Genomic DNA, 16821 nt, shown 5'->3' on the forward strand with positions numbered 1-16821 from the left:
CGGGAGCGTGCTCACGGAGCCACGCGTAGGCGGGATAGGGGTTGGTGGCGAACTCCGACGGGCCGCCGTCCTGCCCGCGGCACCCGAAGCCGGTCGTCGTCCCCCGCCGCCGGTCACTCACCGTGCGGGGTCCGGCAGGACTGCGGCCACCGCTGTCATCCCGCGGGCAGACGCACCACGAACCGTGCGCCCGGTGTGTGCGCGGGGTCGTAGGTCACCTCGCCCGCGGCGGAGCGGGCCAGGCGCCGGGCCAGTGGCAGTCCCAGGCCCGCCCCGCTGTGACCGTCACCGGGATCGGCGCGCCGGCCGGGCTCGAAGAGCTGTCCGGCGAACGGGGGCGGTACGCCGGGGCCGTCGTCGATGACGTCGACGCGTACGCCGTCGGGTGCGCCGTCGGGTGCGCGGTGGACGCGGACGGCGATGCCGGAGCGGGCGTAGCGGCAGGCGTTGGCCAGGAGCGGGCTGACGATGCGTTCCAGGAGGGCGGGCGGGACTCCGGCCATCAGGTCGGGGCCCTCGACGGTGACCCTCAAGTGGCTTGGCGGGCACAGGACTTCGAGGAGCTGACGCAGTGTGGCCGCGGTCCGGGCGGTGCCCGAGGGGGCGAGCACGCCCTCGCGGGCGTCGTCCAGGAGGGTGTCGCAGATGGAGCGCATGGACTCGGCGGCGTCCCCGATCACCTGGTGGCTCACGCGGGTCTGCTCGGCGGTGCGCGGGCGGCCCTGCCACCAGTCGAGTTCGGCGATGATCCGGCTCAGCGGCGTACGCAGTTCGTGCGAGAGCTCCCCGGTGAGCTGCCGCTCGTGGCGCAGAAGTGAGCGGATGCGGTCCAGCAGGGAGTCCAACGACGCGCCGAGGCGGGCGAGTTCGGCCGGGTGCCGCATGCTGTTGAAGCGTTCCCCGGAGGCGACGGCGCTCCACTGGGTGGCCTGGTCGGTCATCGCGCGGACGGGACGCAGCGCGCGGCCGACCGCCAGCCGGGTCAGGACGTAGGTGCAGGCGAGCATGACCGCGTCCAGGGCGAGGGAACCCACGAGCAGGGTGTCGGCCGAACTCCGGTAGGGGGAGAGGTCCAGCGCGGTGACCACGGTGGCCCGGCTCCTTCCTCCGGGCACCGGCCGCGAACACAGCCGCAGGGGGCCGCGCACGTCGGTGGTCAGGCACCGCGGGCCGCCGCGCCCGGCGAGTGCGCCGGCGACGCGGGTCAGCGGGCCGGCGGCCGGCGGCCCTTCCAGCAGGCGCGGGCCGGCGTAGATCCACACGTTGGTGTCGAGGAGTTCGTCGTGGGAGGTCTCCAGCACGCGTACGGCCGCGCCGCTGGTGTCGACCGTCGTCGCGACGGCGGCGGCGCGGGTGCGCAGTTCGTCGTCCGCCTGGTGCCGCAGGCGGTGCTGGGCCACGGAGTTGAAGGCGACGGTGAGGACCAGCATCAGCAGCGCGGCGGTGACGAGGGCCACGAGGGAGAGCCGGCCGCGCAGCGTGCGGGGGGCCAGACGGCGCAGGAAGACGGTCACGGCGGGCCCGAGCCGGCGGCGGACGCCGCTCACGACAGGTGGTGGCCGACGCCGCGGGCGGTGCCGATCGTCCGGTCGCTGCCCGCCTCGCGCAGTTTGCGGCGCAGTCGGGTCAGGTACTGGTCGAGGGTGTTGTCGTGCACCAGGGCGCCTTCGGGCCAGGCCGCCCGGACCAGGTCACGGCGGCGCACGAGTGTGCCGGAGGCCGCCATGAGCGCGGCCAGGAGCCGGAACTCGGTCGGCGTCAGACCGACCTGGCTGCCCCCGACGCCGACCGTGTGCCGGACGGCGTCCAGGACCAGGTCTCCCGCCGGGCGGGCGGGCGGTACGGCGGCCCGCTTGAGGGTGGCGCGCAGGCGGGCCGCGAGTTCGGTGAGGTGGAAGGGCTTGGGCAGGTAGTCGTCGCCCCCGGCGGAGAACCCCGACAGCCGGTCGCCCAGCCGGTGGTGGGCGGTCAGGAAGATGACGGGGGAGAGGAACCCGTTGGCGCGCATCGCCTGGCACACGTCCCGCCCGTCGGCGTCGGGCAGCCCGATGTCGAGCACGGCGGCGGAGATGCCGTCGCCGGCCAGCCGCAGCGCGGTGGCGCCGTCCGGCGCGGGCACGGTGTCGAAGTCCTCCTCGCGCAGTCCGCGCATCAGCACGTCACGCAGGGCGTGATCGTCCTCGACGACCAGGATCGTCTGGCGCATGGTGCTCCTTGTGTTCTCCTGCCACGTCCGTCTTCTCCCGGGCGGGCCCGTGCCGTCGGAGGGCGCGTCTCATGGCGGGAGCCCCTTGACCGTTCTCCCGGACCGCCGACCACCGACCGCCGACCGCCGACCGCCGACCGCCGGGTACGGCGCGACGGCGGGGCCCGCCCATGACTGCGGCTCCGCAGACGGTCTACCGGACTGTAGACGATGGCGGGCCGGGGAACTTCCCGTGCCGGACGTGCGGGGGCGGCGCACCGCTCCGCCCCGGGGATCGCCGCCTCGACGCGTCAGGCCGGCCGGGGCCATCCGTGGTCGCGCAACCGGCCGACGTCGTAGCCGCGCTGCTCGCAGGTGTCGAGGATGCGGGGGAGCGCGCCCAGGGCCGAACGCCAGGCGCCCGGGGCGGACGTGCAGTCGGAGTCGTGGAGCAGGATGGTGCCGCCGCCGTCCAGGCCGGAGGTGACGGTGCGGTGGACGGAGTGCGGTGTGGCGCGGACGGTCCAGTCCTCGCCCCAGCAGGTCCACAGCACCGGAGTGAGACCGAGGCGGCGGGCGGACAGGTGCGCGGCGCTCGACATGACGCCGTAGGGGGGCCGGAAGAGCGTGGGCCGCACTCCGGTGATCTCGGCGACGGTGTCGCGGGCCCGTGCGAGGTCGTCGTAGGTGGCGCGCGGGCCGCGCAGTGCCAGCGGGCGGTGCAGCCAGCCGTGAACGCCGATCTCGTGTCCCGCCGTGGCGATCTCGCGGACCAGGGCGGGGGAGCGGTGTGCCTCGCGGCCCAGGAGGAAGAAGGTCGCCCGGATCCCGCGCTCGGCGAGGAGACGCAGGAAGAACGGGGTGGACAGCGGGTCGGGCCCGTCGTCGAAGGTGAGGGCGATGTGGCCGGGGCGGCCCCGGCCGGCGAGGCGGGGCATGGCGCGGTTGCGCAGCGGCCCGAAGGTGGAGACGACCGGTGCGGCATGGGCGGCCAGGAGGGCGGGTACGGCGGCGAGGGCGGCGCTGCGCAGCAGGCGGGCGGCGGTCACGGCCGGTGGCTTTCCGGGGCGTGGGCCGGGCGGGCGTCGTCCAGGTCGAGGCCGTGCCCGATGGCGTGGACCATGCCAGGGCCGTCGTAGGCGGCGGCCATCCCGGTGCCGACGGCGCCGGCCCACACCCCGCACGCCACGGCGGTGGTGGCCAGGAGCCGGCGGCCCGCCGGGCGGCGCCTTCGCGCGGCGGCCCGCGGCGGCAGCGCCGGCAGCCCGGCGCGCTGGACGCGCGCGATCTCCGCGGCGGGTCCGCCCTCGGGCTCGGCGGCGAAGAGGGCGAGGCCGGCCGCGCGCTGGCGCCGTCCGAGCGGGCCGTCGATCAGGTCCGCCAGCACCGCGTCGAGGCGGCCCGGGTCGCGGATCCAGACCGCGGCCCCGGCCTCTTCCAGGGCGGCGGCGTTGGTCAGCCCGTGGCCCGGTATGCACCGGTAGCTCGCCACGGGCAGGCCGGTGGCGAGCGCCTCCAGGGAGCTGAGGCCGCCCGCGTTCTGGACCAGGACGTCGGCGGCGTGCATCAGGCCGGGCATGTCGTCGACCCAGCCGTAGGCGTAGGCGATGCCGTCCGCGCGGAGCTGCTCGGCGAGCGCCTCGTTGCGGCCGCAGACGACCACGGGGACGGCGCCGCCGCTCTCGCGCAGCTCCGCCGCCACCTGCCGGACCGGCCCCACGCCCCAGGAGCCGGCGACCAGCAGCGCCAGCGGGGCCGTTCGCGGCAGTCCGAAGCGGGCCCGGGCGCCGGCGCGCTCGGCCGGGCCGCCGGGACGGAACCGCGGGTCCACCGCCGGACCGCACACTCGCAGGTCCCGCGCCCCGGCGGCCCGGGCCTGGGTGGCGGGCACGGTGTGTGCCGCGAGGTGGATGTCGACGCCGTCGGCCACCCACAGCGGGTGCACGGAGAAGTCGGTGAGATACGTGAGGACGGGCACGGTCAGCCGCCCGCGCAGCCGCAGGCCGCCCAGGACCCGGCTGGCTCCCGGATAGGTGGAGACGACCGCACGGGTGCCGGGGTGCAGCGCGCGCAGCATCCTCTCCTCCGCGGTGCGCAGGAACGCCCTCGCCAACGGCCCGCCGCCACCGGCCCGTTCGGTGCTGCGGTAGACCCGCTGGTAGACCCAGGGGGCCTGCACGAGCATCCGGTGGTAGCCGTCCCGCACCAGCGGTCCGATCCGGGCGGGCAGCAGGTCCAGCAGGTCCAGCCGGTCGACGAGGAGGCCGTGGGCGGTGAGCCGGCGTTCCAGTTCGGCGGCGGCGCCGTCGTGGCCGGCGCCGATGCTCGCCGACACGATCGCGACGCGTCCGGCACCCGCCGGGACGGGCGCCGGCCCGGGGCGCGGGCCGGCGCCCGCCAGGGCGCGCGGATGCGCCGGACTTCCGAGGTAGGGCATGGGGGTCGTTCCTCCGCAGGTGGAGTAGGCGGCCGAACTCTACAACATGTAGTAGGTAGACTCGTACGAGATGTAGTAGCTCGCTGGTGGGGCAGCTCCCATTGACGTACTACGAGCGGTAGTAGGCTCGGCGCTAGGCTGGACGCCGAGCGGGAAGGCGGTGAACGGTGCGCGACCTGAAGAGCGACGAAAGCGGCGGGGCGACCGGCAGGAGGGCACGCGGGGAGCTGGAGAGCGGCGTCCTCGCCGCCCTGTGGGCCGCGGTCGAACCGCTCACCGCACGGCAGGTCCTGGAGCGGCTCTCCGGCGACCTCGCCTACACGACGGTCCTGACGATCCTGTCGCGCCTGTACGACAAGGGGATGCTCGTCCGGCACCCCGCGGGCCGCGGCTACGCCTACGCGCCCGTCCGGGACGAGGCGTCCGACACCGCCGTGCGGATGCACACCCTGCTGGAGCGCGGCTCGGACCGGGAGGCGGTCCTCACCCGCTTCGTCTCCGAACTCTCCCAGGAGGACGAGCAGTTGCTGCACCGCCTGCTGGGCGGGCAGGACACCGGGCGCGGCGACGGCGGGCAGTGAGCCGGTGACGATCAGCGTCTACATTCCCCTCCTGCTCACCGTGGTCCTCGCGGTGCTCGCCCCCCGCACGGCCCGGCGGCCGGCCCCGCGGCCCGCGGCCTGGTCCCTGGCGGGCGCGGCGCTCGTGACGGCGGCCGGCTGGCTCGGCTCACTGGCCCTGCTGGCGTTCACCGGGTTCGCGCAGATCCCCGAGGTCGCCGAGGAGGGCCACTGGTCGGCGGCCGTACTGCGCACCCAGGACCCGGTCTCCCTGGCCGTCGCGGCCGTCAGCGCCGTGGCGCTGGCGGCGGGCCTGGTGTCGTTGGGCGTGGCCGCCGTACGGCAGGGCCGCCACGTCCTGTGGGCCCGGCGGGAGTGCGGCCGGATGCCCGGAGACACCGAACTGGCGGTCCTCGACGACGAGAGCCCCCAGGCCTTCGCCCTCCCCGGTGCTCCCGGCCGCATCGTGGTGTCCCAGGGGATGCTGCGCTGTCTCGGTGACACCGAACGCGAAGCCCTCCTGGCGCACGAGCGGGCCCATCTCCGCGGCCGGCACCACCTCTTCCAGGCCGTGTGGCGCCTCACGGCGGCCGTCAACCCGCTGCTGCGTCCGGTGGCCGAGGCGGGCGGATTCGTCCTGGAGCGCTGGGCCGACGAGGAGGCCGCGGCCCGCGTCGGCAGCCGGACGGTCGTCGCCCGCGCCGTCGGACGGGCGGCCCTCGCCTCCGCCGGCCGGTCACGCCCCGCCGCCCTGGCCGCGACCGGCGGGGCGGTGCCCCAGCGGGTACGGGCCCTGCTGGACCCGCCGCCCCCGCGCCACACCCTGCCCTTCGTGGCGGGCGCCCTCCTGCTCACCCTGTGCTGCGCGAGCCTGGCCAACGCCGCGTCGGACAGCGAGAACCTGGTCGAGAACGCGGAACGGGCCCAGTGCGCCGGGGGCCCGGCCGCCGCGCGGCCGCCCCGCCCTCCGCACCGGCCGGACCTCTGCTGCCACCATGACGGAGCCCGCGGGCAGGAGAGGTTCCGCGGCCCTTGGGCCGGACACTGAAACACCGGCCGGAGTCCCGACGGCCCTGACTACCCGCCGGTCCGGGGCCGGCGCTCTCACCGGCACAAGGCACCGGCACAGGCACCGGCAACGCGCCCCGGCCTTCCTCTAATTCAGCGGCATGCCGGCTTCGCGTCCGCGGTGGCTCGGGTTGCCTCCGCCGGGTGGGGCGACCAGGTGACGGGGATGCTCTCGTAGCCGGTCAGGAGGCGGTCGGGGAGCCAGCGCAGCTGCTCGGCGGGGACGGCGAGGCGCAGGCCGGGCAGGCGGCGGAAGAGGGCCGGGACGGCGACGTTGAGCATCAGGCGGGAGATGGGGGCGCCCAGGCAGCGGTGCATCCCGTGACCGAAGGTCAGGTGGCCGGTCTCGGCGCGGGCGAAGTCGATCCTCTCCGGACAGGCGAACCGGCCGGGGTCGTGGTTGGCGGCGGGGATGGCGGGCAGGACCGCGCTCCCGGCCGGGATCCTCACCCCGGCGATCTCCACCTCCTCGGTGGTGATCCGCAGCAGGCTGGATTCCACGGCGTTGGTGAACCGCAGCAGTTCCTCGATGGCCGGTTCGGTCTGCTCGGTCGTGGCCAGCTCGGCGGCGCGCGCGGGGTCGCGCAGGAGGGCGACGACGATGAGGCCGAGCTGGTAGACGACCGTGTGCAGGCCGCCGATCAGCAGGAACATGGCGAGCGCTTCGAGTTCCAGCTCGCTGATGTGGCCCTCGTCGTAGCAGCGCTGGGAGAGCATGCTGAGCACGTTGTCGCCGGGCTCGCGACGGCGCTCGGCGATGACCTCCTTGAGGTGGTGGTGGAGCAGGTCGCGCGCCTGGTCCACCTCCTGCTGGGTGTGGCCGCTGAGGTCGGTGAGCACCTTGGTCCAGTGCAGGAGGTCCTGGCGGTCGCCGCAGGAGATGCCCAGGTACTCCAGCAGCACGGCGGCGGGCAGCCTGCTGCACAGGGCTTCCGCGAGGTCGACGGGCGTCGGCCGGCCGGCGAGTTCGGTGAGGAAGCTGTCGGTGACCTCTTCGACGCGAGGCCGCAGCCGCTCCACGTACTGCCGGCTGAACGCGGATGCGACGATGCGGCGCAGGCGTGGGTGTTCGGGCCGGTCCATGTTGGCGAGCGTGGACAGCAGGAGGTGGTCGGCGATGCCCACCGCGCCGAGCCGCAGCCCGGCCAGTTCCAGGCTGCGGGAGAAGCGGGAGTCGCTGAGCACCATGCGGGAGTCGTCGTAGCGGGTGACCAGGTAGGCGGTGTCGCCGCTGGGCATGGCGACCAGCACGACCGGCTGGTCACTGCGGAACCCGGCGTATTCGGCGGGCAGTTCGGTGGCGGGCACGCGGGGAAAGGGGAAACGGTGTTGGCAGTGCTGCACGGGTTTCTCCGTCGGCGTTCAGGGACCGGGGACAAGGGTGGTGGACCGGTGTGCGCGGCCGGCCGCGGCCGGTGCCGGGATGCTCGACAGCACGTCGGCGAGCGCGCTGACGACCTCGTCCGCCTCGCCTTCCGTCATCACCAGTGGCGGCGCCAGGGTCAGGGCGCGCGGGCCGCCGCGGACCAGGACACCGGTACGGTCCCGGATCAGGTCGGCGATGGCGTAGGTGCCCTCGGGCAGGGGTGTGCGGGTGGTGCGGTCCGCGACCAGTTCGACGGCGGCCATCAGCCCGTACTGCCGGGTCTCGCCGACCATGGGGATGTCGTGCAGCGAGCGCAGTCCCGCCGCCAGGTGCGCGCCGGTCCGGTCCGCGGCGTCGAGGAGGCCCTCGCCTTCGATGATGTCGAGGTTGGCCAGGGCCACCGCGCATCCCGTGGGGTGGCCGTTGTAGGTGTAGCCGACGGGGAAGCCCCCGTCCGCGCCGAGGACGTCCGCGAGCCGCCCCGTCAGCAGCACCGCGCCCAGGGGGAAGTATCCCGAGGTCAGCCCCTTGGACAGGATGGTCAGATCGGGCCGTACGCCCATCCGCTCGGCGGCGAACCAGTGGCCGAGACGGCCGAAGGCGGTGACCACCTCGTCCATGATCAGCAGGATGCCGTGGCGATGCAGCAGTCTCGCGACGCGCGGCCAGTAGTCCGGCGGCGGGGCGACCATGCCGCCCAGGGCGAGCGCCGGTTCCCCGATCAGCGCGGCGATCCGGTGGGCGCCGATCATCGCGATGGCCGACTCCATCTCCTCCAGCAGCAGATCGGTCGCCTTCTCCGGCGCGCTGGCCAGGCCCATGGCGTACGGGTAAGGCGCGGTGAGTCGGTGCACGTGGCCCGGCTGCGGGCCGAACCCGGTGGCGTACAGGGGGAAGTCGGAGACCTCGCCGCTCGCGTAGCCGGCGCCGTGATAGGCGCCGGTACGGGTGAGGATCCAGGTGCGCTCCGGCTCCCCGCGCCGGTGGTGGTAGTTGCGGGCCATCCGTAGCGCGGTCTCGGTGCCCTCGGAGCCGCCGCTGGTGAAGTAGACGCGGGCGGTGTCGGGGTGGCTGAGCCGGACCAGTCGCTGCGCGAGCGTGATGGCGCGGTCGTGCGTGAAGTCCCAGAAGGCCGTGGAGTATTCGAGGCGGCGCATCTGGCCGGCGGCGGCGTCCGCGATCTCCGGACGGCCGTGTCCGACCTGGCACAGCCACATGCCCGCGGTCGCGTCCAGGTACTCACGTCCCTGAGCGTCCCGCAGCCGGCATCCTCGGCCTTCGACCATGACGGTGCGGCCTTGCCGCGACGCCGGCAGAAAAGGGTGCAGGAGGTGCGCGCGGTCGGCGGCCGCCAGTGCCTGCGAGTCGTACGTGGTGGGCATGGTCACGGGTTCCTCACGGGGGTGGGGCGGGGCGGCCCGCAGGGCGCCGGGACGCCGGCGGCGGGGCGGAAGGAGAGGTCCGCGATCCGCAGGGAGTCGGGAACCAGGCGCGCCCAGCGATTCGCGGTCGCGGCGGATCCGTCGGGCCGGAACCGCGGGTCCCAGTGCTCCTCGTCGGGGCCGAGGTAGCGGCTGAGTTTGCGGCGTCCTCGGGGGGCGTCGAACGCGGTGACCGTGCCGTGTCCGCGGGCGAGGACCTGGCGGACCCGGCCGGTGCCCGGGTCGCAGGTGTCGACGACCAGGGCGAAGGCGGAGTCGGTGGCCAGCCGCCGCTCCAGCGCGGACCAGGTGCCGGTGATCACCCAGAACTCCTCGTCCTCCCAGAGGTACCAGACCGGTTGGAGGGCCAGCCCGTGGGTGGCGAGCCGGGCGACCAGCGGCTGGGCCAGGAAGGCGTCCACGGCGAACGGCGCCTGCGGGCAGGGACCCAGGTGCCCGTCGGGGCCCCGCCGGTGGGTGATCGCGGCCACCGTCACTCCTCCCCCCGCCGGGCCGGCGCCGGCAGCCGCCCCAGGGCACGGGCCAGCCGGGCGCACCCCTCGGCCATCTCGCCGGGCTCCGCCGCCGCGTAGGACAGGCGCAGGGCCGAGACGTCCGGCGCCCCGGCGTAGAAGGCGGCGCCGGGTACGAAGGCCACGCCTTCGCGCAGAGCCCCGGTGAGGAGCGCCTGGGTGTCGCCGCCGCCGGTCAGCCGGGCCCACAGGAAGAAACCCCCCTGGGGGACGGTGAACGACAGCTCCTCGCCCAGGTGTGCGCGGACTCCGGCCGTCAGGAGGTCGCGGCGCTCGCGGTAGAGGCCCCGCAGCCGTGCCAGTTGGTGGTCGAGCAGTCCCGGTGCGGTGACCCAGGCGTGGACCAACAGCTGGGCCAGCGCGGAGTTGCCGAGGTCGGTCGCCTCCTTGAGCCTGCCGAGGAGCGGGGCCAGCGACCGCGGCGCGCACAGGTATCCGGTCCGGGCGGCGGGGCTGAGCACCTTGGAGAAGCTGCCGAGGGTGATCACCCGCTCGGAGAAGGCGGCGACGGGCGCGACCGGCCCCGAGCCCGGCGGGGAGAACCGCAGCTCACGGTAGGGATCGTCTTCTACGACCACGCAGCCGTGGCGCTCGGCCAGCTCTCCCAGCCGGGCGCGCTGGCCGACTCCGAGGCTGGCGCCGGTGGGGTTGGCGAAGGAGGGGACGACGTACACCAGCCGCGTGGCCGGGTGCTCTTGGAGAGCGTGGGCCAGGGCGGCCAGATCGGGGTCGGCGGCGATGGGCACGTCGTGTACCCGCGCCTGGTGGAGCCCGAGGAGCTGGAGAGCGCCGCTGTAGCTGGGCCGGTCGACCAGGACGGTGTCGCCGGGGTCGAGCAGGGCCCGGCACACCAGGTCGAGCCCCTGCTGCGACCCGTGGGTCACCAGGATCTGCTCGACGCCGAGCGGCCGGCCGGCGCGGTGGGACTCCTCGCCGGCGATCCATTCGCGCAGCGCGGGCAGACCGCGGGTGTCGGTGTACTGGAGTGCGCCGGGACTGCTCAGGACCCGGTCGATCAGCGCGAGGGTCTCTTCGGTGGGCAGCGCCTCGGTGGCGGGGCATCCGGCGGCGAGGGAGATCGCCCCGCCGGCGGCTGCCTCACGCAGCGCCGCCGCGATGACGGACGGGGCCAGGCGCCGGCTGTGCCGGGAGACCCGCCAGGACGCCGGCGAGGTGGGGGCGGGAACGGCCGGCATCCCTACAGGCCCGTCATCTTGGGCAGCACGTCCCGCCCCAGCAGGGAGACGGTGCGGGTGGCGGCGTGCTGGGCGATGGAGCCGAACCGCACGTGCAGGCTGGCTTCGGCTCCCGGATAACGTTCCGCGACCAGGCGCAGGCTCTCGACGGCGTCGGCGGGCGAACCGACGATGACGTTGCCGTCCTCGACGAGGTCGCGGAATCCGGTCGCCCGTACCGCCGCCTCCATCTTCTCGTAGCCGGGGTACTGCTCGCAGGTCACCCCGCGCCAACTCGCGTACGCCTCCAGCTGTTTGGTCTGGTAGTCGGTGAAGTGGCGTTCGGCCTCGGCCAGGGCCTGGGAGCGTTCTTCGGCGACGTAGGCGTGGTAGCTCACGTGCAGTCGGCCGGGGCCGGGGTGGCCGTGGGCGGCGCGGGCCTGGCGGTAGAGCTCCAGCAGGGCGGTCAGCCGCTCGTGGGTCGCCACGACGGGGATGATCATCAGGTGGTGGCCCTGTTCACCGGCCCACACGAAGGAGTCCTCCGAGGTCGTGGCCGCCACGAACACCGGCGGGTGCGGGCGCTGGACGGGACGGGGCAGCAGTCTGGGCAGCGGCCCGAACCGGTGGAACGAGCCCTCCCAGCGGAAGCCGCCCTCCGACCACAGGCGCACGATCGCCTCGACGCCCTCGCGCATCCGGGCCTTGCTGTCGGCCATCGGCACGCCGAAGGCGTCGAACTCGGTGGGCAGGAAGGCCCGTCCGAAGCCGGCGTCCAGCCGTCCGCCCGAGAGGTTGTCGAGCATGGCGAGCGAGGCCGCCAGCTTCACCGGGTGGGAGAAGGCCGGGACGCAGGCACCGGTGACCAGTCGCACCCGACTGGTGCGGGCGGCCACCGCGGACAGGAAGACCACCGGGTCCGGGCTGTAGCCGCCCCAGGGGTGGAAGTAGTGTTCGACGGCCTTGACGTGGGCGAAGCCGAGGCGGTCGGCCAGGGCACACAGATCGAGGCAGTCGGCGTAGTACTCGGCGGCCGGAACCTCGCTCGGAGCGAGGGTGGGCAGGAAGTTCAGCCCGATTTTCATGCGATGGCCCATCTGGTGGATCCGCGGGACAGGGAGCGGGGCGGGTCAGCGGACGCCCAGGTGCGCGCAGAGGTTGTCGAACTGCCGCTCGGCGTACTCCAGCTTGCCGAGCATCGCGCCGGTCTCCCGGGCGACGTCGTCGGGGATACGGTGCGGGATGCCCACGGCCTCCGCGAGCAGCTGGACGTCGGCGGCCCGCTCCATCGCCACGTGGAGCCAGGCCGCCTCCGCGACCGACCGGCCACCGGTGAGGAACCCGTGGCTCTGGAGGATCACCGCCGATCCGTTCCCCAGGGTGGCGGCGATCTCCTTGCCCTCCTGCCGGTCGGTGACCGGGCCGCCGAAGCGGGGGTGGACCGCGTGGCGTTCGAACAGCAGGCAGGCGTCCTGGGTGATCGGGTCGAGAGCGCGGCCCAGGGTCGACCACGCCTTGCCGAGCCGTGAGTGGGTATGGGCGAAGGCGGTCAGGTCGGGGCGGGCGCGGTGCAGCTCGCCGTGCAGCGCGTCGACCGAGGGGTTGAGCGTGCCGCGGCCTTCGACGACCCCGCCCTGCGGGCCGATCAGCAGCAGGTCCTCCACCCGCAGCTGGGTGAAGTCGACGCCCAGGGGATTGACCCAGTAGTGGTCGGGCCGCCGCGGGTCGGTGGCGCTGAAGTATCCCGCCAGGCCGTGCCCGAAGCCCTGCGCGCCGAACAGCCGGATCGCCGTGACGAGCCGCTGTTTGACGAAGCGGAGCTCGTCGGGTGAGCACGGGGCGGCCTGGGCGGGCGGAGGGGGCGGGGTGAGGGTGGTCATGCTGGGTGTTCCTTCTGGTTCCGGTGCGCGTGGGGGCACGGCGGAGCCGGCGGTCACGGCCGTGCGGTGACCGCGGCCGGGGCGCGGGAGTGGTTCGGGCGGCGGGGCTGAGGCGGTGCGGGGTTCAGGCGGCGGGCGCGGCGGCGTAGACACACCGGAAGCCGACCTCGTTGTGCCGGTCGGTCAGCAGGTCCTTGCCGCGGTAGTAGGTGGTCATGCACACCGGCGGGGAGGTCCAGGTGCCGCCCTTGAGCACGTGGAACGCCTCGGGCCGGTTCATGAACTCCGACCCGCTGCGGCCCTTGAAGAACGGTGCCATGTCCTGCCGGGAGAAGAAGTTCGTCCGGGTCAGCTCCCACACGTTCCCGGCCATGTTCAGCGCCCCGTAGGGGCTGGCGCCCCGCGGCAGCGAGTCGGCCGCGAGGACGGGCTCGGGGGGCCAGGTCAGGGAGGTCCGGACCAGCAGGGCCTCCAACTCGGCCAGGTCGCGCGGGTCCTGGCCCGGATAGGCCGTCGCGACACCGTGCGCCCGGGTGCTGTCCCACGCGTCGCCCCACGGATAGCGGCGACCGTCGGTTCCGCGGGCCGCCTTCTCCCATTCGTCCTCCGACGGCAGCCGCCCGCCGGCCCAGCGGGCGAAGGCGTACGCGTCGTACCAGTCGACGCCGACCACCGGGTACGAGGGGTGGTTGAAGCGCGGGTCACGCCAGTGAGCCGGGGTGTGGTCCTTGCCGTCGCCCTGGTCGGGATGGGCCCACCGCGCGGCGTCGCCGTCCCGGGCCGCGGCCTCGGCGTCGGCGAGGAAGCGCGCGTACCGCTCGTTGGTGACCGTGACGCGGTCGATGTGGAACGGCGGCAACTCGACGACACGCGGCGGATTGTCGGCGTCGTCCATCTGGAACGGCCCCACCTCCGAGACGCGGGCTCCGCCGATCGAGAGCCCGCCGGGCACCAGGACGGCGTCGCCGAGGTCGGGCTCTCTGCGGGAGGCGGCCACCTCCTCGCGCAGCCGCGCGAAGTGCTCGTCCTCCAGACGCCGCAGCTCGTCGGCGTCCCGGGAGCCGAAGATCTCCCACAGCGCACGCTTGGTCAGGGCGGCACCGCACCCCACGGGTTTGCGGGCATGGGCGGGACGGCTGAAGTTGCTGGGCCAGCCGGAGATGCGGATCAGATGTTCGGCGGCCTCCGGCATCCGCAGGGCCCCCACCGCGTTGATGGCCGTGAACGCCACCCAGTCCACGTCGTCGTGGGTCGCCGCGCAGATCGCCTCGCGGGCCGCCGGGCAGTCACCGAACCGGCCGGAGAGCGTTTCCACGCAGATCCGCCGCACATTCCAGTCGGGGTGTTTCACCGCCCCCCGGCAGAGCTCGTGCTCGAAGTCCGGCGTGGCGGGCTCCTGGTCCAGTTCCTTCTTCAGGACGCGCAGTCGGTCCAGGTACTCGCCGTCGGCCAAGGCGGTGAGTGAGGGCGCATCCGGCAACTCGTAACGCACTGTTGTTTTTCCTCGGGTCATGGATGACCGCGAGTGCCGGGCGCACTCGGCGTACGGCACTCGCGGCTCGACTCGGCCGGTGTGGTTCACCACGTCACGGCCCCGCTCACCAGTGGTGGCGTCGGTTCACCACTTCGTGGCGGCTTCGCCCGCTTCGCGGGAACCCAGGAAGTCCTCGGCAGTCATCTGTGATCACCTCCCTCGTACGCGGAGTGGGGGACGCCGGACGCGTCCGCCTCAGAAGGGGCGGTTGTCCGGGCTCGGGTAGCAGAGGCGGAAGCGTCGCTCGGACAGCTCACGCTCCTTGCGGTGGATCTCGATCAGCTCCTGTACCGCGTCCCGGTCCACCCCCAGCAGGTCGGCCGTCTCGTGGATCTTCTCCAGCTCGCCGGCCGCGAGCTTGCCGTCGGCCGAACAGACCCGGATCGTGTCGTAGACGAGACAGCCGCCGGACTGCTGAGCACCCTTGCCGCGGCCGAGGACGGTCTTGAGGTCCTCGGTGCCCGCGTAGGTCTTGAGCTCCTCGACCACATCGGCCGGACCGTGCATGCCCGCGATCAGGCCGACCGCGTACTCCCGCTCCTGCGGCGCGAGGACCCCGTCACCGTTGGCGCAGATCAGCAGGGCCTTGGCGTAGGCACTGAAGTCGGTCGCGCCCGGGGCGCGCTCGAACCCCCAGAAGTCCTGGAAGATCCAGCGCCGACCGATCTCGGAAGCACTTTCCATGGTGGTTGTCATGCTCTTCTACCTCCCGTCGGAACATTCCTCACCCAAGGGGAAAGGAGGCAGATATTCACCTGCCAGCAGAGCTCAGCGTAACAGGATCGCAACGGTGTGTAGTTGTCGGGCGGGCCGCGCTACGGCGTCACCGGCCCCGGTGTGCGGGGGCTTCGATGCGGGCGGTGCTGATCGTCATGGGGGTGCCGGTGACGGCGATGAGGTACATGCGCTGATGCGCGCCGGGCGCCGGGCGGTGGCCGCCTGCCGGTCGTACGACGTACACGGCCGTGCTGTGCGGGGCGAGCGTGGCGGGGCCGCTGGTGATGGTCCACCAGTTGGAGGCGCCCTGGCCGACGCGGCTGGCGAAGTGCGGGGTGAGGGCGGTGCCGGTGGTGTTGACCGCCCGTACCGTCACGGCGGTGAGGGCCGGGTGAGGCCGGTCGTCGGTGCGGGGGGTGAGCGTCATGCGCAGCGGCGGCGGGCTGGCGGCGGCGATTCCGGCGCAGAGCAGGGCGGGGACGACGGCGGCCGCGGCCACGGCGGCCTTGGCGTGGCGCCCGGTGACACGGGGGACACGGGGCTGCCAGGCGCGGGCCAGGTGGGAGGCGGGGACGGTCGCCGCGGCGGCCAGCCACAGCGGGGTCATCAGCAGGAAGTAGCCGTCCTGGGAACGGGTGGCCAGATAGAAGGACAGCCACGGCAGGACGGTGATGGCCGTTCCCAGCCGGCGCGGGAACAGCGCGGTCAGGGCGAGCAGGCCGGCCAGGAGCAGCAGGCTGGCGTAGGAGTAGTAGTCGAGGCGGCTGCTGCCGTCGGTGAAGTAGTAGGAGATGCCCATCAGGCCCTGGCCGTGCAGGATCGCCTTCTGGGTGAGGGGCAGCAGCAGTCCGTGCAGCCAGGGGGAGAAGTCCTGGGCGGCGAAGTAGGCGTTGATCCCTGCCCACACCAGGGCGGCGGTGCCGGCGAAACGGGCCAGTACGGCCGTCGCGGGCCGGGCCCCGAGTTCGCCCCGGCGCACCGCGTACAGGCCGATCAGGAGGAACGGGGCGAAGAACCAGGCGAGTTGCTGAGCCGCGCAGGCGGCGCCCAGGCACACCGCCCGCAGCACCCCGCCGCGCCCCAGCCGGCCGCCCGCACCGGTGGCCGGCCAGCGGACCACCACCGGGACGAGGAGGGCCAGCGCGACGATCGCCGGGTAGCCGAGGCGGGCGTAGTTCGGCAGGATGCCGAGGCCCATGCACACGGTGGTGGCCGCCGGCCGCCAGGGGGCCGGGAGGAGCAGCCACAGCGTGACCGAGCCGGCGATGAACGCGCCGGTGGTGACGGCGGTGGCGGCCGCGGCCGAGTGCAGGACGGCGTGGACCGGGGCGGCGAGCAGGGCGGTCAGCGGCGGATAGCCGTACGTGTAGTCCGCCCCGCCCGACATCGTCTTGGTCAGGCCGGGCTTGGGAGCGGCGCCGAAGAGCCAGGGCCAGGGCTGCCCGTAGACGAGGCGGCCGTGCGCGATCTGGGTCGCGGCCTGCGCGGTCAGCACGGCCTCGTCGCCGCCGGCGTGGTTGAGCCAGTAACCGCAGACCGTCAACGTCACCGCCAGGACGAGCACCGCGGCGTCCACCCTGACCAGGGCCCGCCTGCTGCGCACGGTCAGCGTGGCCACCCCGCACAGGAGGATCCCGGCGTAGCACAGGGAGATGACCCCGGCGACGGGCGGATGGGTGAGCATCGCCTGGGTCCAGGCCGTGCGGGTGCCGATGAACAGGCTGATCGTGGCGATCAGGGTCAGGCCCCGGTGCCACTGCTGGGGAGCCCGGGCGGGGGCGTCGGCGCCGGCGTGGGGCTGGACGGCGGCCGCCGCGGGCGCCTCCCGCTGCCGCGCTTCGGTGTGAACGGTATGGGTGCTCATGTCCGCCCTCTCCATACTTGGCTACTACAGCATGTAGAGAGAGGACGTGCGCGTCGGGTTCACCTGTACGAGGTGAGAGCG

16 protein-coding genes are annotated in these 16821 nt (G+C 74.0%); 3 read left to right on the top strand and 13 right to left on the bottom strand.

Annotated features, from left to right (window positions below):
• Positions 1 to 155: 155 nt before the first annotated feature.
• The 4 genes from ABZT12_RS36505 to ABZT12_RS36520 form a co-directional block, all read right to left on the bottom strand.
• On the bottom strand, positions 156 to 1547 hold the full coding sequence (locus ABZT12_RS36505; RefSeq protein ID WP_356393254.1) for an ATP-binding protein: 1392 nt from the start codon (positions 1545 to 1547) through the stop codon (positions 156 to 158).
• Entirely contained in the window at positions 1544 to 2206 is a 663-nt protein-coding gene (locus ABZT12_RS36510) for a response regulator transcription factor (protein WP_356393257.1), read from the bottom strand. The genes ABZT12_RS36505 and ABZT12_RS36510 overlap by 4 nt, the downstream gene beginning before the upstream one ends.
• A gap of 290 nt (positions 2207 to 2496) precedes the next feature.
• Positions 2497 to 3234: a polysaccharide deacetylase family protein gene (locus ABZT12_RS36515; protein ID WP_356393260.1), complete on the bottom strand. Its 738-nt coding sequence runs from the start codon at positions 3232 to 3234 to the stop codon at positions 2497 to 2499.
• Positions 3231 to 4622 carry a glycosyltransferase gene (locus tag ABZT12_RS36520; protein ID WP_356393263.1) on the bottom strand — a complete coding sequence of 464 codons (1392 nt, stop codon included), beginning with the start codon at positions 4620 to 4622 and terminating at the stop codon, positions 3231 to 3233. The genes ABZT12_RS36515 and ABZT12_RS36520 overlap by 4 nt, the downstream gene beginning before the upstream one ends.
• 167 nt (positions 4623 to 4789) lie before the next feature.
• Between ABZT12_RS36520 and ABZT12_RS36525 the strand changes: the two genes are divergently transcribed.
• Positions 4790 to 5203 (top strand): BlaI/MecI/CopY family transcriptional regulator, encoded by a 414-nt coding sequence (locus tag ABZT12_RS36525; protein WP_356393266.1) that lies wholly within the window; start codon positions 4790 to 4792, stop codon positions 5201 to 5203.
• A gap of 4 nt (positions 5204 to 5207) precedes the next feature.
• Positions 5208 to 6230 (top strand): M56 family metallopeptidase, encoded by a 1023-nt coding sequence (locus tag ABZT12_RS36530; RefSeq protein WP_356393269.1) that lies wholly within the window; start codon positions 5208 to 5210, stop codon positions 6228 to 6230.
• 113 nt (positions 6231 to 6343) lie between these two features.
• Here ABZT12_RS36530 and ABZT12_RS36535 read toward each other — a convergent pair whose 3' ends face one another.
• From ABZT12_RS36535 to ABZT12_RS36565, 7 genes are all read right to left on the bottom strand, one after another.
• Positions 6344 to 7594, bottom strand: coding sequence for a cytochrome P450 (locus tag ABZT12_RS36535; RefSeq protein ID WP_356393272.1), 1251 nt, complete (start codon positions 7592 to 7594; stop codon positions 6344 to 6346).
• 18 nt (positions 7595 to 7612) lie between these two features.
• Positions 7613 to 8998, bottom strand: coding sequence for an aspartate aminotransferase family protein (locus ABZT12_RS36540; RefSeq protein WP_356393275.1), 1386 nt, complete (start codon positions 8996 to 8998; stop codon positions 7613 to 7615).
• A 2-nt stretch (positions 8999 to 9000) separates the two neighbouring features.
• Complete coding sequence (locus ABZT12_RS36545; RefSeq protein ID WP_356393277.1) at positions 9001 to 9528, bottom strand: pyridoxamine 5'-phosphate oxidase family protein; 528 nt, start codon at positions 9526 to 9528, stop codon at positions 9001 to 9003.
• A 2-nt stretch (positions 9529 to 9530) separates the two neighbouring features.
• Positions 9531 to 10766, bottom strand: a complete 1236-nt coding sequence (locus ABZT12_RS36550; protein ID WP_356393280.1) for a PLP-dependent aminotransferase family protein — start codon at positions 10764 to 10766, stop codon at positions 9531 to 9533.
• A 2-nt stretch (positions 10767 to 10768) separates the two neighbouring features.
• Positions 10769 to 11830 (bottom strand): LLM class flavin-dependent oxidoreductase, encoded by a 1062-nt coding sequence (locus tag ABZT12_RS36555; protein ID WP_356393283.1) that lies wholly within the window; start codon positions 11828 to 11830, stop codon positions 10769 to 10771.
• A gap of 45 nt (positions 11831 to 11875) precedes the next feature.
• Complete coding sequence (locus tag ABZT12_RS36560; RefSeq protein WP_356393286.1) at positions 11876 to 12625, bottom strand: class II aldolase/adducin family protein; 750 nt, start codon at positions 12623 to 12625, stop codon at positions 11876 to 11878.
• A 124-nt stretch (positions 12626 to 12749) separates the two neighbouring features.
• A complete protein-coding gene (locus ABZT12_RS36565) occupies positions 12750 to 14117 on the bottom strand; it encodes an SUMF1/EgtB/PvdO family nonheme iron enzyme (protein ID WP_356393289.1) in 1368 nt (455 codons plus the stop codon).
• A 33-nt stretch (positions 14118 to 14150) separates the two neighbouring features.
• On the opposite strand from ABZT12_RS36565, the gene ABZT12_RS36570 reads away from it, so the two are divergent.
• On the top strand, positions 14151 to 14309 hold the full coding sequence (locus ABZT12_RS36570; protein ID WP_356393292.1) for a hypothetical protein: 159 nt from the start codon (positions 14151 to 14153) through the stop codon (positions 14307 to 14309).
• A 45-nt stretch (positions 14310 to 14354) separates the two neighbouring features.
• Here ABZT12_RS36570 and ABZT12_RS36575 read toward each other — a convergent pair whose 3' ends face one another.
• On the bottom strand, positions 14355 to 14855 hold the full coding sequence (locus ABZT12_RS36575; protein WP_356393295.1) for a tellurium resistance protein: 501 nt from the start codon (positions 14853 to 14855) through the stop codon (positions 14355 to 14357).
• Between the two features lie 127 nt (positions 14856 to 14982).
• Positions 14983 to 16740: a hypothetical protein gene (locus tag ABZT12_RS36580; protein ID WP_356393297.1), complete on the bottom strand. Its 1758-nt coding sequence runs from the start codon at positions 16738 to 16740 to the stop codon at positions 14983 to 14985.
• Positions 16741 to 16821: the final 81 nt, after the last annotated feature.

Origin of the sequence: Streptomyces sp. NPDC005423 (assembly GCF_040606415.1) — a bacterium.
Taxonomy (GTDB): domain Bacteria; phylum Actinomycetota; class Actinomycetes; order Streptomycetales; family Streptomycetaceae; genus Streptomyces.

Excerpts from the sequence above, each read along its gene's own strand:
- ABZT12_RS36510 (WP_356393257.1), bottom strand. The coding sequence starts at position 2,206 with ATGCGCCAGACGATCCTGGTCGTCGAGGACGATCACGCCCTGCGTGAC.
- ABZT12_RS36520 (WP_356393263.1), bottom strand. The coding sequence starts at position 4,622 with ATGCCCTACCTCGGAAGTCCGGCGCATCCGCGCGCCCTGGCGGGCGCC.
- ABZT12_RS36540 (WP_356393275.1), bottom strand. The coding sequence starts at position 8,998 with ATGCCCACCACGTACGACTCGCAGGCACTGGCGGCCGCCGACCGCGCG.
- ABZT12_RS36550 (WP_356393280.1), bottom strand. The coding sequence starts at position 10,766 with ATGCCGGCCGTTCCCGCCCCCACCTCGCCGGCGTCCTGGCGGGTCTCC.
- ABZT12_RS36555 (WP_356393283.1), bottom strand. The coding sequence starts at position 11,830 with ATGAAAATCGGGCTGAACTTCCTGCCCACCCTCGCTCCGAGCGAGGTT.
- ABZT12_RS36560 (WP_356393286.1), bottom strand. The coding sequence starts at position 12,625 with ATGACCACCCTCACCCCGCCCCCTCCGCCCGCCCAGGCCGCCCCGTGC.
- ABZT12_RS36575 (WP_356393295.1), bottom strand. The coding sequence starts at position 14,855 with ATGACAACCACCATGGAAAGTGCTTCCGAGATCGGTCGGCGCTGGATC.
- ABZT12_RS36580 (WP_356393297.1), bottom strand. The coding sequence starts at position 16,740 with ATGAGCACCCATACCGTTCACACCGAAGCGCGGCAGCGGGAGGCGCCC.